The organism is Mitsuokella jalaludinii DSM 13811 (assembly GCF_000702905.1).
GTDB classification, from domain to species: Bacteria; Bacillota; Negativicutes; order Selenomonadales; family Selenomonadaceae; genus Mitsuokella; species Mitsuokella jalaludinii.
In genome coordinates this window covers 15,567-28,385 of record NZ_JNKR01000017.1, presented here as the reverse complement: position 1 = coordinate 28,385, position 12,819 = coordinate 15,567, and the positions used below count along the sequence as shown (strand labels likewise).

The following is a 12,819-nucleotide window of genomic DNA, read 5'->3' as shown; positions in this document are numbered from 1 at the left end:
GGATGTATATCAGGAGGTATTCCAATGAAAAAATATTACAGTACAATCGTACAGGAACTCGGTGCTCAGGTTCATGCGTTCAAGGGGGCGCGCATGCTCATCCTGTTCAATGAGAATGCGCCTCAGGAACTCCGCGAATACTGCGTCCTGCACCGCGGCAACAAGCTCGAGGATATCGTCGAACCAGGCGACATCTTCCAGCTCGGCAAGGAAGCGTACAAGATCATCTATGTCGGCAGCCAGGTCCAGAAGAACCTGCGCGACCTCGGTCACATCACACTGCGCTTCAATGGAAACAAAGAAGGGGAGAATCTGGAAGGTAGCCTCTATCTCGAGGACAAAGAGATCGGCGACATTGCTCCCGGCGAGGAGATTGCCATCTATAAGAGATGAAGGGGCTGGCAAGCGATGTGAAACGTCCCCAGCATCAGACATCATTCAGATGTCGTGTGGTAAGAAAAGATAGGAGAGATATTCATGACTTCGTGGTTGAATCTGGAAGGGAAAACAGCAGTAGTGACGGGCGGTGCATCCGGCATCGGCAAAACGGTTGCGCAGTCATTTCTCGATAATGGTGCGAATGTCGTAGTCTGTGACATGAACCCGGACGAGCCGGAATTTGAGCTCGGCGGGAGCAGGGGAAAGCTGCTCTACGTCGTGACCGATGTCACGAAAGCGGAGAGCGTCACAGCGATGGTCGAGAAGGCAAAAGCGGCTTTTGGCAAGCTCGACATCCTCGTCAACAACGCAGGCATCAACATCCCGTGCCTGCTCGTGGATCCAAAGGATCCGCACGGCAAGTATGAGCTCAGTGAAAGAGTCTATGACAAAGTCACGAGCGTCAACATCAAGGGCGTGTACCTCATGGCACAGGCCCTGGGCCATGAATTTGTCCGCAATGGCGCTGGTGTCATCATCAACATGAGCTCGGAGAGCGGTCTCGAAGGCTCTGAAGGCCAGAGCATCTATGCGGCGACGAAGAATGCGGTCAACTCCTTTACGCGTTCGTGGTCCAAGGAACTCGGCCGCTACAATGTCCGTGTTGTCGGCGTGGCGCCGGGCATCCTCGAGGCGACGGGCCTGCGCACACTGGCCTATGAAGAAGCGCTTTCCTACACGCGCGGCATCACGGTCGAAGACCTGCGCAAGGGCTATAAGAACACGAAGACGACGCCGCTCGGCCGCAGCGGCAAGCTCACCGAGGTGGCCAATCTCGTCCTTTTCCTCGCCAGTGACCGCGCTTCGTATATCCACGGTGTCACGTACAACGTGGCCGGCGGCAAGACGAGAGGCTGATGCCCTTCTGCCGCAATCCACCATCCTTACCCATTCTTTATGTCTTTCGAGATGCACTCTCTGGCAGAGTGCATCTCTTTTCTTTTTCGGGGAAATTGAAAAATTTGCCTGACTGTGCCAACCGTGATAAGATGGAAAGGCAATCGCCAGATGCCCCGCAGGGGCTTGTCTGGAACGGAACGCAAACAAAAAGAAGGAAAAGGAAGAGATGAATCCATCATGATGAAGATAAAGAAACTCGCGAAACTGCTGGGGCTTTGCTGCCTGACGGCAGGGCTGGCCCTGCCGTCTGCCGCGCAGGCAGCGACGGGGGATGATGGCCATGTCACGGCGACATCGGTGCTCGCGGAGAAGGCGGGGCAGAAACCGGCTGTGACGGAGACGAAGGCGGCGCAGCAGATCGAGGCGGCGGCCAAGGCGGATACATCTGCGGGCCAGTCGGTTGACATCCGCAGTGTGCGCCTGGTCTGGGATCACGTGCCGGGGGCCGTCAAGTACCAGGTCGAGATCCTCGGCTCTGCAGAGGACACACTGCCGAATGTCATCATGACGCAGAATCAGATTTTTGCCAATGGCGTTGACATTGAGGTCGGCCGCTACGGCAAGGCTGCGGCGAATTTCTACTGGAAGGTGCGCGGACTCGACTACAACGGCAATCCCGTCAACTCGTATTCCACGCCGCAGCCGCTGACGTCTGGCACGCTGAACCCGACGGCACCGCTTGCGACGTCGGACTACGACGCGATGGACTATGCGGCGGAGTACCCTGTCTACTCGTGGATACCGATGCCGGGCGCGAAGCACCATGAGGTGCAGGTCTACCGCGAGGTGGGCTCGCAGGACATGTACTTAAAGACGCTGCAGGCTGGTGAGTACGATGTCTACGACTGGGACGCCTACACGACGCAGGGCCGCTACTACTGGCGCGTGCGCTCTGTGGATGCGGACGGCGCGCCCTTGAGTGACTGGTCGGCGAAGAACGGCTTCACGGTGACTTCGCCGACCCCGATCGCGGCGCTCGGCGACAGCATCACGCACGGCGGCGGCGTCATGAGCGTGCCGCCCTCGTATCCGCTCTACAACTGGGAGACGTATTCGTCCGTGCCCATCAAGAACCTCGGCGTCAGCGGCAACACGACGCAGGACATGATCGACCGCTTCGAGCACGATGTCCTGCCGTTCTCCCCGCGCATCCTCGTCATCATGGGCGGCGTAAATGACTACCGCGCCGGCACGTACGGCTGGACCGTCGTGCAGCATCTCAAGGCGCTCAAGGAGAAGTGCGCGGCCTACGGCATCATCCCGGTCTTCGTGACGCCGACGCCGATCAATCCGAGCCTCATGATCCACCGCGCCGGCATCGAGCATCCGACGCCGGACTGGCTCACGCATCAGCAGTTTGTCTGCGCCTGGGTCAAGAAGCAGCCGTATTCTGTCGATGTAGCCAGCGCTCTGGCCGACGAGCGCGGCTGGCTGCGCTCCGACTACACGACGGACGGTCTGCACCCCGATTATCTCGCCAAGAAGTCGATGGGCGAGAAGATCGGCCAGTACCTCGAGGCGACCTTTCCCTGGGTCACGCAGAGCCTGACGAAGAAGACGAATTCCTGACCGCGTGTCAGTTTCATACGTCAAAAAGCCGCATTCCGTGTCATGGAATGCGGCTTTTTTGGTGCGCAGTCAGTCTTTGATATGGATGCCCGTGATCGTATAGCCGCTGCCGGCGAGGGCGCGGCGGATCTCGTCGTCGCTGACCTCGCGCGTCATCTTGACGATGGCGTGATTGCGGTGCAGGTTGACCTCAGCAGCAGCGCCGTCAATCGTGTCGAGTGCCTGCTCGACGCGGGCCTTGCAGTGACCGCAGGTCATGCCCTCGATATCGACGACCTTCGTCGCGACAATGGTGCCTGTGAGTTTCTTTTTCGGGACTTTGACATCCCCGCCTCCGCAGCAGCTGCTTTCCCCACGGAAATGCTTGAGCACGCCCTTGACGGCAAAGAAGAGCGCGACGAGGACGACGATGCCGACGATTGCTGTAGCCATGATGGATTCCCCCTGTATAACAACGTAATTGAAAATAAACTTCATTACTATTTATATACCAGCTGGGGGTATCTGTCAAGCCTTACTGTCTCCAGATAATACTCAGAAAAGCCTGCTAAAATGACTGAATACAATCGGGGAATACTATCCATCCATCATTTTATTCTTCTAGGAGGTTTTATTTATGAAGCGCAGGAAGGGATTCATCGCGATCGTGGTCCTCTTGCTCGTGGCCATCGGTGTCAGCGGTTACTGCTACCAGTCGGCCCGCACGCCGGAATATGCGCTGAACGAGCTCATGGAGGGCGCCAGAGAGCATGACGCGCAGAAGGTGCAGCGCTATGCTGACCTTTCCTCTATCGTCACGAAAGGGTATGACAGCAGCACAGAGATTCTCGCGCGCGACATTGAGCGGCTCCACCGAGAGTATCCGCAGGACTGGTTCTTCTGCCACGACACGGCCTTCATGGAATCGTACATCAAGGAGCGCCGCGAGAGCGATCTCGTCTTCATCAACCGCAGTCTCGAATTCTTCCTGACGCCGACCATCGCGCCAATCGGCGAGAGCGACGAGCAGGCGAAGTGGATTGCGGGCGAGGCTGAGAAATTCACGCAGCACTACAGCGCCAAGCTCCAGGGCGTCGAGCGCAAGGGGGGCGACTGGGCTGAGGCGACGTTCCTCGTCACAGGCGATGATTCCGACTACGGCCGCCTCGTGCCGCAGATGACCGTCAAAGTCGAGCTCGTGCAGAAAAGCGATGGCCATTTCCAGGTCACGCACATCACGAACACCGACGAGATCTTCGACCCGATCGTCAAGGGCATCGAGGATTACTGGACACTGCAGGGCTGGCAGTGAGACTATGTGAGACAGAAAGAGATTCCACGATGTGATTGGGCACATCGGGAATCTCTTTTTTGGTGAGCTTTTTCGTAGAAAATGGCCATGCATCCTGCTAGAATGGCCATGAGGTGATGATCATGGAAAAGATAAAGCACATCGGACTGTATCTCTGCCCGTTCGGCTTCTTCCGCATCGTGGAGGAAGGGGGCGCGGTTGTTGCTATCGATGTCGTGAAGGAGCGGCAGGAGGAAGAGCGCCCGAGCGAGGTGACGGACTGGGCGGCGCGGGAGCTCCACGAGTATCTGGAAGGGGAGCGGCGCGCGTTCACGTTCCCCTACAGGCTCGTGGGCACGCCGTTTCGCCTGCAGGTCTGGAAGGAGCTCGAGAAAGTCCCCTACGGCGAGACGACGACTTACAAGAGACTGGCGGAGGCCATCGGGCGGCCGGGGGCCTACCATGCTGTCGGCGGCGCCGTCGGAGCCAATCCCCTGAGTATCTGTGTCCCGTGCCACCGCGTCATTGGCACGAACGGCAGTCTCACAGGATATGCCTGGGGGCTGCCGATGAAGGAGGCTTTATTGGAGCTGGAGCGCCGTTAACGCTGTCCGAGCGGTGTCTTCTGCAGGATGCCCGCTGCGACGATCGCGATCGCGCTGTTCAGCACGCCTTCTGCGATGAGGCCCGGTGCTGAGGCGAGGCCTGCTGCGAGGCTGTCGTAGAGCAGTGCGCCGAAGAGCGTGTAGGCAGCAGCCATCCAGGCCGAGGCGAGCAGGAAGCCGACGACGAGGCGAGCGGGCGAGGCCTTTGTCTTGTCTGGTCGGATGACGCGCCAGGCAATGTCCGCCATGAAGTACTTGATGATGAGCGTCGGCAAGATCCAGAGCGGGAAGCCGCCGATGAGGTCCGAGAGCGCCGAGCCGAAGCAGGCCGCGATCAGTGTCTCGCGGCGCCCGCAGAAGAGCACCATGAGGAAGATGGCCGCATCGCCGAGATGCGCGTATCCGAGCGGGATCGGGATGCGCGGCACGAAGGTCGCGAGGAAGACGACGGCCGCCATGACGGCCGCCAGGCAGAGCTCGCGCGTGGTGAATGAAGAGGATGGATGTACAGATGATGCCATGATGATTTCCTTCTTTCGTCTTGTTTTTTCAATCTGGACTTGTGTCCTATTGCTGACTAGTATATACTGGTTTTGACCTTAGAAAAAGATTCAAAGCATGACGATAAGATAGTACCAGATGGAGAGAGGGCGTTTGCTGTGCTGACCTATTCATTCGAGAACATCGGGGCGGAATCGCTCTACGAGCACCTCTACCGCTGCATCCGTGCGGACATACTCGCCGGGCGCCTGCAGGCGGGCGAGAAGCTGCCGTCGAAGCGCTCGCTCGCGCACCAGCTCGGCATCAGCGTCATCACGGTCGAGGGCGCATATGGTCAGTTGGTGGCGGAAGGCTATTGCCAGTCGGTGCCGAAGAAGGGATTCTTTGTCGCGCGTCTTTCCAGCCTGCCCATCAAGCCCGCTCAGGCGCAGCGTGTCCATCGCAAACCGGAAGCGTGTTTGCCTGAGTACCTGGCCGACTTCACGGCCAACAGTCTGCGCCCCGAGGATTTCCCGTTTAAGACGTGGACGCGCCTCTTGCGCCAGGTCATGGCGCAGCAGGCCGAAGAGCTCTTGGAGCGCTCGCCCGGTATGGGCATCATGAGCCTGCGCGAGACAATCGCCAATCATCTGCGCAGCTTCCGCGGCCTCGATGTCGCGCCGGAGCAGATCGTCGTCGGCGCGGGCACGGAGTACCTCTACGGACTGCTCGTGCAGCTTTTGGGGCGCGACAAGTGCTTCGGCGTTGAGAATCCCGGCTTTGACAAGATCCGCCAGGTCTACCGCCAGAATGCCGTGCGCTGCGTGCCCGTGGCGATGGACGAGCAGGGCATCTGCCCGCAGGAACTCCAAGAAAAAGGTGTCGACGTCCTGCACATCAGCCCGTCGCACCACTTCCCGACGGGCTGCATCACGCCGATCAGCCGGCGCTATGAGCTGCTGGGATGGGCGAGCGCGGGCGAGGGCCGCTTTATCATCGAGGACGATTACGACAGTGAATTCCGGCTGACGGGCCGCCCCATCCCGACGATGATGGGCATCGATGTCAGCGGCCGTGTCATCTACATGAACACCTTCTCGAAGACACTGACGCCGACCATCCGCATCAGCTACATGGTCCTGCCCGACAAGCTCGTCAAGGTCTTCCACCGAGAACTCGGCTTCTACAGCTGCACCGTCTCGAACTTTGAGCAGTATACGCTCGCGCGCTTCATCCGCGCAGGCTACTTCGAGAAGCACATCAACCGCATGCGCAACTGCTACCGCAAGCGGCGCGAGGCCTTGCTGCAGACGATGAAGGCGGGCGGCCTCTTCCATCACGCCGACCTCATCGAGCGCGGCTCCGGCCTCCACTTCCTGCTGCGCTTCCACACGGGGAAAGACGATCATGTGCTGCAGCAGGAATTGTCGCAGAAGGGCATCCGCATGCGTCCGCTCAGCGACTATTACGTCGGTAGTGCCGAGGGCGCGGCGCACACCTTCGTGCTCAACTACTCTGGCATGGAAGAGGATTGCCTCGACGAGGCCATCGACCGCATCGTCTCATGCCTTGAGGCGTGACCGTATAGATATTTGCTATGTACCCGATAGGGAATCTATATTTTCCATATATGATGATTCATGATATAATGAGAAACAATGAGACAGAGTCGTCACTCGCAGTGGATAGATGAAAGATAGAGGTGCTTCTTATGTTGATGGGTCTTACCGTACCAAAACTCCTGCTGATCTTCGCAATCGGCTTGCTGGTCTTCGGACCGGGCAAACTGCCGCTCGTCGGCAAATCGCTCGGCAAGAGCGTCCGCGAATTCAAATCCGCCGTCACCGAAGACGAGAAGGCGGAGGCCAAACAGATTGCCCAGGCAGAGCAGAAGACCGAGACTGTTGCAAAGTGAATCTCGCATCCGTGCACGAGCATCTTTGAGGAATACCTCAGGGATGCTCTTTTTTTAACCCCTTGTTGTCGCCCAACATCGTGTCATGACGGGCAGTCGGTTAAACTTGATTTGCAATCTCAGATTTTTTGAGTACAATGAAGGTGTGTATTTACGACAAAAGGAGAGTCTTATGTATCTGAATGAATTAAAAGCCGGTGAGCGCGCAGTGGTGCGCTCGGTCGGCGGAGAGGGAGCGCTGCGGCAGCATTTCCTCGACATGGGCGTGATACCGGGCGCGGAGATCACGCTCGTGAAGTTCGCGCCGATGGGGGATCCCATTGAGTTCCGCATCCACGAGTATGAGCTGACACTGCGCATCGACGATGCGAAGCAGATTGGTATCGAGAAGCTGCCGGGCTGGGAGTCGGACCAGCATCCAGCGGTCCACATCCCGCATGAACCGACGGACCATCCGGGCCTCGGCGAGGGCGGCCGCTACCACGTGCAGCAGGGCGAGCACCCGCTGCCCGACAGCCAGTTGCTGACGTTTGCGCTCGCGGGCAACCAGAACTGCGGCAAGACGACGCTTTTTAACCAGCTGACGGGCTCGAACCAGCATGTCGGCAACTTCCCGGGCGTCACGGTCGACCAAAAGAGCGGCAGCATCCGCGGCCACGCGAACACGAAAATCACGGACCTGCCGGGCATCTACTCGATGTCGCCGTATACTGAAGAGGAAATCGTCTCGCGCGAGTTCATCCTGCGCGAGCAGCCGACGGGCATCATCAACATCGTCGACGCGACGAACATCGAGCGCAACCTCTACCTGACGCTGCAGCTCATCGAGCTCGACCGCCCGATGGTCCTCGCACTCAACATGATGGACGAGCTCACGGGCAATGGCGGCTCCGTCGACATCAATGCGATGGAGTCCTTGCTCGGCATCCCGGTCGTGCCGATCTCGGCAGCCAAGGGCGAGGGCATCGAGGAACTCGTCGCGCACGCCCTGCACGTCGCGCATTACCAGGAGAAGCCGGGCCGCATGGACTTCTGCGATGCGGAGAGTCATCGCGGCGCGGTGCACCGCTGCCTGCACGGCATCATGCACCTCATCGAGGATCACGCGAAGGAAGCGCGCATCCCGGTCCGCTTCGCCGCGACGAAGATTGTCGAGGGCGACAGCCATGTCATCGAAGCGCTGATGCTCGACCAGAACGAGATGGAGATGATCGAGCACATCATCTGCCAGATGGAGAAGGAGCGCGGCCTCGACCGCTCGGCGGCCATCGCCGACATGCGCTTTTCCTTCATCGGCAAGCTCGTCGACCGCACGTTCCACAAGGCGCACGAGAGCCGCCAGCACGAGCGCAGCCGCCGCATCGACAAGATCCTGACGGGCAAGTACACGGCCATCCCGGCCTTCATCGCCATCATGAGCCTCGTCTTCTACCTGACGTTCAATGTCATCGGCGCGGCCCTGCAGGACCTCATGGCCGCAGCCATTGCCTTCCTGCAGGATGAGGCGGATGCCGCCATGACGGCTGCCGGCGTCAATGAGGCGATGCACTCGCTCGTCATCGACGGCATCTTCCAGGGCGTCGGCACGGTGCTGTCGTTCCTGCCGATCATCGTGACTCTCTTCTTCTTCCTGTCCCTGCTCGAGGACACGGGCTACATGGCGCGCATCGCCTTCGTCATGGACAAGTGGCTCAGGAGGATCGGACTGTCGGGCCGCAGTATCGTGCCGCTGCTCATCGGCTTCGGCTGCTCGGTCCCGGCCATCATGTCGACGCGCACGCTGCCTTCTGAGCGCGACCGCCGCATGACGATTCTCTTGACGCCGTTCATGAGCTGCTCGGCCAAGCTGCCAATCTACGGCTTCTTCATCGCGGCATTCTTCGGCGACTACGGCGCCCTGCCGATGATCGTCCTCTACTTCGGCGCGATGCTTGTCGGCATCCTCATGGCCTACCTCGGCAAGAACACCATCTTCAAGGGCGAGGCCGTGCCTTTTGTCATGGAGCTGCCGAACTACCGCATGCCGGGCCGCCGCAATGTCATGCAGCTGCTCTGGGAAAAGTCGAAGGACTTCCTCGAGCGCGCCTTCTCCGTCATCTTCATCGCGACGATTGTCATCTGGTTCCTGCAGACGTTCGACTTCCGCCTCGACATGGTCGCGGATTCCTCCGAGAGCATGCTCGCCTCGATCGCGGGCGTCATCGCGCCTGTCTTTGCGCCGCTCAGCTTCGGCGACTGGCGCATCTCGACGGCGCTGATCTCGGGCTTCATGGCCAAGGAGAGCGTCGTTTCGACACTCGGCGTCCTGTTCGGCACGAGCTCCATCTCGACGGTGCTGACGCCTCTTGCGGCTGCATCGCTTCTGGCCTTCTGCCTGCTCTACACGCCGTGCGTCGCTGCCATCACCTCCGTCAAACGCGAGCTCGGCACGAAGTGGGCCATCTGGGTCGTCATCTTCCAGTGCGTCATCGCCTGGATCGTCGCCTTTATCGTCCATACAATCGGCATGCTCCTGTAATCAAGATCAAGATATCGAGATACTAAAAAGCGGCTGTACGCGATGTACAGCCGCTTTTCTGCATGTCAATCTTCGACGTCCCGTGTCTCGAGATAGAAGAAGAACGCGGTGACGATGATGGCTAAGATCAGCCAGATGGAAGATGGCATATAGACCTCCTGTCGATTATGGCATGGGGTGAATCGGCAGCGGACGAATGGTTCGCCGCTATTTCTTGCTTTCAGTATAGCAGAGGATTCCGGCCTCTGTCAAAGCTTTTCGCCACGTCTCTTCGAGCATGGGCAGGCGCCAGCGGGCGTTGGCCGGGCTCGTCGAGGGCATGGCGTAAAAGGCGATGTCGGGACGCTGGAGCAGCGCCTTGTTGTGGCGCCGGAAGGCCTGGGACGACTTGCCGCCGTTGAAGAAGATGGCCCGGATGGCCGGGTACGCCTGCAATAGCGCAGTGAAGTCATTGCCCCGCTCCTCGCGGATGGCGGAGTCGAGGCTGCCCTCGCGCTCGCACTGCCCGATAGAATCCCAGAGGGCAATGTGGTGGTCTAGCAGCATAGCGAGCTTTTCCTCATAGCGGGAGGGCAGCGCTTCGCCGAGCAGGTCGGCCATCATCGGCCAGAAGCGGTTCTGCGGATGGGCGTAGTACTGCTGTTCCTCGAGCGACTTGACGCCGGGCATGGAGCCTAAGATGAGCGCCCGGCAATCCTTGTCGATGCTGGGCGACAGTCCGATACAGAGCATGTGGATGCGACCTTTCTGGATAAGCGAGTCAGCGGTTCTCAAAGGCCTTGGCCAGATGCTCGAGGCCATTTTGGAGCGTGCTCCAGGGGCAGGCGATGTTGAGGCGCTGGAAGCCGCGGCCCGCCTTGCCGAAGATGTGGCCGGAGTCGAGCCAGAGGTTCGCGTCGTTGATGATGATGTCGTCGAGCTCTTCGTCGGAGAGGCCGTAGGCCGAGAAGTCGAGCCAGAGAAGGTACGTGCCCTCAGGCTCGATAAGCGTCACCTTGGGCATCTTCTCGGCGAGGAAGGCCTTCGTCTTCTTGTAATTGCCTTCGATGTAGGCCAAGAGCTCCTTGAGCCACGAGCCGCCTTCTGCGTAGGCTGCCTGGGCGGCGAAGAGGCCGAGCGCGTTCGGCTGGCTGTAGCCGGCCGCCGAGATCTCAGCGCGGAAGCGCTTGCGAAGCTCGTCATTCTCGATGAAGATGTTCGAGATCTGCAGGCCGGCGAGATTAAAGGTCTTCGACGGCGAGGTGCAGGTGATCGTTTGCGCCGCAATCTCCGGCGAGAGCGAGGCGAGCACTGTGTGGCGGAAGCCAGGGCGCACGAACTCCTCATGGATCTCGTCGGAGACAATCAGCACATCGTGCTTGAGGCAGATGGAGGCGATGCGCAGCAGCTCCTCGCGCGTCCAGACGCGGCCGGCCGGATTGTGCGGGCTGCAGAGCAGGAAGAGCTTGACATTATTTTTGACAATCTTATCTTCAAAGTCCGCAAAGTCAATCTCGTAGTGGCCGTCCTTGAGGACAAGAGAGCTGTTGACGAGCTGGCGGCCGTTCTGGCGGATGACCTCGCTGAACGGATAGTAGACGGGCTGCTGCAGGAGGACGGCATCGCCGGGCTTCGTGAAGCAGCGCACGGCTGTGGCCAGCGCGAAGACGACGCCCGGCGTGATGGTCAGGGCCTTCGTCGAGGGCGTCCAGTCGTGGTGCTCCGTCATCCAGTCGACGATGGTCTGCTTGTACGACTCTTTCGGGTCGGTGTAGCCGAAGATGCCGTGCTGGACGCGGCGCGTGAGCTCCGCGATGACGGGCTGCGGTGTGGAAAAGTCCATGTCGGCGACCCAGAACGGCAGGATGCCCTGCGGATAGCCGCGCTCGACGGCAAAGTCGTATTTGAAGCACGAGGTGCCGCGGCGGTCGATGACTGTATCAAAATCAATTGGCATAAAAATCACTCGCTTTCTGTGGGAAGGGCTAGCAGGGAGCCGGAGGGATCAGCTGTTCAAGGCCTGGTCGAGGTCAGCAATGAGGTCCTCGGGATCCTCAATGCCGACAGAGAAGCGCAGCAGGCGGTCGTCGAGGCCCGTGCGCGCGAGCAGCTCCTTCGGCATCTCGGCATGCGTCTGGGCGATCGGGTACGTCAGCAGACTTTCGACGCCGCCGAGGCTCTCGGCGAAGGCAATGAGCTTGAGGCGGCCGAGCACTTTGATGGCGAGTTCTGGCGACTTGACCTTGAAGGAGATCATGCTGCCAAAGCCCGTGGCCTGGCTCTTGTGGAGCGCGTGGCCCGGATGGTCGGGCAGTCCGACGTAGTAGACATCGGTGACAGTCGGCTGACGCTTGAGCCAGTCGGCAATCTTCATGGCATTTTTTTCCTGGCGCTCGACGCGAAGGCCGAGCGTCTTGATGCTGCGCAGCAGCAGCCACGAGTCGATCGGCGTCAGGTTCGGCCCTTCCGACTTGATGTAGAGCTCGAGATCTTTGCCGTAGCCGGCATCAGCGTCGGCAATCGCGATGACGCCCGCGATGATGTCGTTGTGGCCGCAGATGTACTTCGTCGCACTGTGGACGACGATGTCGGCGCCGAGCGTCAGCGGCTTCTGGAAATGCGGCGAGAGGAAGGTATTGTCAACGGTGAGCAGGGCGCCGTTCTCGTGGGCGAGCGCAGCGAGGGCGCGGATATCGCTGACGAGCATCATCGGGTTTGACGGCGTCTCGATGAAGATCATCTTCGTCTCCTGGCGGATTTTTGCCGCCGTCGCCTCGAGGTCGGCCGTGTTGACGTAGTCGAAGGTCAGTCCGTACTTCTTGTAGATGTCGTTGACGAGTCGGACGGTGCCGCCGTAGAGGTCCTCGGAGAGCAGGATGTGGTCGCCGGGATTCAGCAGATGGAGCACCATGTTGATGGCGGCCATGCCCGATGAGACGGCCCAGGCGCGCTGGCCGCGCTCGAGCTTGGCGAGGACGTCCTCGAGCTCCTTGCGCGTCGGATTGGCGACGCGGCCGTAGTCAAAGCCCGTGCTCTGCTTGTAGCCCGGGTGGCGGTATGTCGCCGAGAGGTAGATCGGTTCGCTGATGGCGCCGGTCGCATCGTATTTGTGGCAGCCGTGCACTTCAAGGGTGTAATCGTTCAT

The 12,819-nt window shown here is 59.8% G+C and carries 13 protein-coding genes; 8 read left to right on the top strand and 5 right to left on the bottom strand.

Annotated features, from left to right (window positions below; all coding sequences use genetic code 11):
• Positions 1-24 precede the first annotated feature (24 nt).
• The 3 genes from T518_RS08655 to T518_RS08645 all read left to right on the top strand — a co-directional run bounded on the left by T518_RS08655 (position 25) and on the right by T518_RS08645 (position 2,907).
• Complete coding sequence (locus tag T518_RS08655; protein ID WP_036378290.1) at positions 25-393, top strand: PTS glucitol/sorbitol transporter subunit IIA; 369 nt, start codon at positions 25-27, stop codon at positions 391-393.
• 84 nt (positions 394-477) lie between these two features.
• On the top strand, positions 478-1,296 hold the full coding sequence (locus tag T518_RS08650; RefSeq protein WP_036378289.1) for an SDR family oxidoreductase: 819 nt from the start codon (positions 478-480) through the stop codon (positions 1,294-1,296).
• 219 nt (positions 1,297-1,515) lie between these two features.
• A complete protein-coding gene (locus T518_RS08645; RefSeq protein WP_036378288.1) occupies positions 1,516-2,907 on the top strand; it encodes a GDSL-type esterase/lipase family protein in 1,392 nt (463 codons plus the stop codon).
• Positions 2,908-2,976: 69 nt separating this feature from the next.
• Here the strand turns inward: T518_RS08645 and T518_RS08640 are convergent, their stop codons facing one another.
• On the bottom strand, positions 2,977-3,339 hold the full coding sequence (locus T518_RS08640) for a heavy-metal-associated domain-containing protein (protein WP_036378286.1): 363 nt from the start codon (positions 3,337-3,339) through the stop codon (positions 2,977-2,979).
• A gap of 184 nt (positions 3,340-3,523) precedes the next feature.
• On the opposite strand from T518_RS08640, the gene T518_RS08635 reads away from it, so the two are divergent.
• Both T518_RS08635 and T518_RS08630 read left to right on the top strand, forming a co-directional pair.
• Positions 3,524-4,198 carry a hypothetical protein gene (locus T518_RS08635; protein ID WP_036378285.1) on the top strand — a complete coding sequence of 225 codons (675 nt, stop codon included), beginning with the start codon at positions 3,524-3,526 and terminating at the stop codon, positions 4,196-4,198.
• Positions 4,199-4,320: 122 nt separating this feature from the next.
• Complete coding sequence (locus T518_RS08630; RefSeq protein WP_036378306.1) at positions 4,321-4,782, top strand: methylated-DNA--[protein]-cysteine S-methyltransferase; 462 nt, start codon at positions 4,321-4,323, stop codon at positions 4,780-4,782.
• Here T518_RS08630 and T518_RS08625 read toward each other — a convergent pair.
• On the bottom strand, positions 4,779-5,303 hold the full coding sequence (locus tag T518_RS08625; protein ID WP_036378283.1) for an ECF transporter S component: 525 nt from the start codon (positions 5,301-5,303) through the stop codon (positions 4,779-4,781). The genes T518_RS08630 and T518_RS08625 overlap by 4 nt on opposite strands.
• Before the next feature lie 138 nt (positions 5,304-5,441).
• On the opposite strand from T518_RS08625, the gene pdxR reads away from it, so the two are divergent.
• The 3 genes from pdxR (at position 5,442) to feoB (ending at position 9,695) form a co-directional block, all read left to right on the top strand.
• Positions 5,442-6,842 (top strand): MocR-like pyridoxine biosynthesis transcription factor PdxR, encoded by a 1,401-nt coding sequence (gene pdxR / locus T518_RS08620; protein WP_036378281.1) that lies wholly within the window; start codon positions 5,442-5,444, stop codon positions 6,840-6,842.
• Positions 6,843-6,976: 134 nt separating this feature from the next.
• Positions 6,977-7,177, top strand: coding sequence for a Sec-independent protein translocase subunit TatA/TatB (locus tag T518_RS08615; RefSeq protein ID WP_036378305.1), 201 nt, complete (start codon positions 6,977-6,979; stop codon positions 7,175-7,177).
• A gap of 172 nt (positions 7,178-7,349) precedes the next feature.
• Positions 7,350-9,695, top strand: a complete 2,346-nt coding sequence (gene feoB / locus T518_RS08610) for a ferrous iron transport protein B (protein ID WP_036378280.1) — start codon at positions 7,350-7,352, stop codon at positions 9,693-9,695.
• 207 nt (positions 9,696-9,902) lie between these two features.
• On the opposite strand, the gene T518_RS08605 is transcribed toward feoB, so the two are convergent.
• The 3 genes from T518_RS08605 to T518_RS08595 are packed head-to-tail and all read right to left on the bottom strand — an operon-like array spanning position 9,903 to position 12,819.
• A complete protein-coding gene (locus T518_RS08605) occupies positions 9,903-10,427 on the bottom strand; it encodes a DNA-deoxyinosine glycosylase (protein WP_036378279.1) in 525 nt (174 codons plus the stop codon).
• 28 nt (positions 10,428-10,455) lie between these two features.
• Positions 10,456-11,631 (bottom strand): MalY/PatB family protein, encoded by a 1,176-nt coding sequence (locus tag T518_RS08600; RefSeq protein ID WP_036378278.1) that lies wholly within the window; start codon positions 11,629-11,631, stop codon positions 10,456-10,458.
• Positions 11,632-11,679: 48 nt separating this feature from the next.
• Positions 11,680-12,819 carry a trans-sulfuration enzyme family protein gene (locus tag T518_RS08595; protein WP_036378277.1) on the bottom strand — a complete coding sequence of 380 codons (1,140 nt, stop codon included), beginning with the start codon at positions 12,817-12,819 and terminating at the stop codon, positions 11,680-11,682.

What these genes read in the sequence shown, in the direction of transcription:
- T518_RS08655 (WP_036378290.1), top strand. Translation starts at nt 25, where the DNA reads ATGAAAAAATATTACAGTACAATCGTACAGGAACTCGGTGCTCAGGTT.
- T518_RS08650 (WP_036378289.1), top strand. Translation starts at nt 478, where the DNA reads ATGACTTCGTGGTTGAATCTGGAAGGGAAAACAGCAGTAGTGACGGGC.
- T518_RS08645 (WP_036378288.1), top strand. Translation starts at nt 1,516, where the DNA reads ATGATGAAGATAAAGAAACTCGCGAAACTGCTGGGGCTTTGCTGCCTG.
- T518_RS08640 (WP_036378286.1), bottom strand. Translation starts at nt 3,339, where the DNA reads ATGGCTACAGCAATCGTCGGCATCGTCGTCCTCGTCGCGCTCTTCTTT.
- T518_RS08635 (WP_036378285.1), top strand. Translation starts at nt 3,524, where the DNA reads ATGAAGCGCAGGAAGGGATTCATCGCGATCGTGGTCCTCTTGCTCGTG.
- T518_RS08630 (WP_036378306.1), top strand. Translation starts at nt 4,321, where the DNA reads ATGGAAAAGATAAAGCACATCGGACTGTATCTCTGCCCGTTCGGCTTC.
- T518_RS08625 (WP_036378283.1), bottom strand. Translation starts at nt 5,303, where the DNA reads ATGGCATCATCTGTACATCCATCCTCTTCATTCACCACGCGCGAGCTC.
- feoB (WP_036378280.1), top strand. Translation starts at nt 7,350, where the DNA reads ATGTATCTGAATGAATTAAAAGCCGGTGAGCGCGCAGTGGTGCGCTCG.
- T518_RS08605 (WP_036378279.1), bottom strand. Translation starts at nt 10,427, where the DNA reads ATGCTCTGTATCGGACTGTCGCCCAGCATCGACAAGGATTGCCGGGCG.
- T518_RS08600 (WP_036378278.1), bottom strand. Translation starts at nt 11,631, where the DNA reads ATGCCAATTGATTTTGATACAGTCATCGACCGCCGCGGCACCTCGTGC.
- T518_RS08595 (WP_036378277.1), bottom strand. Translation starts at nt 12,819, where the DNA reads ATGAACGATTACACCCTTGAAGTGCACGGCTGCCACAAATACGATGCG.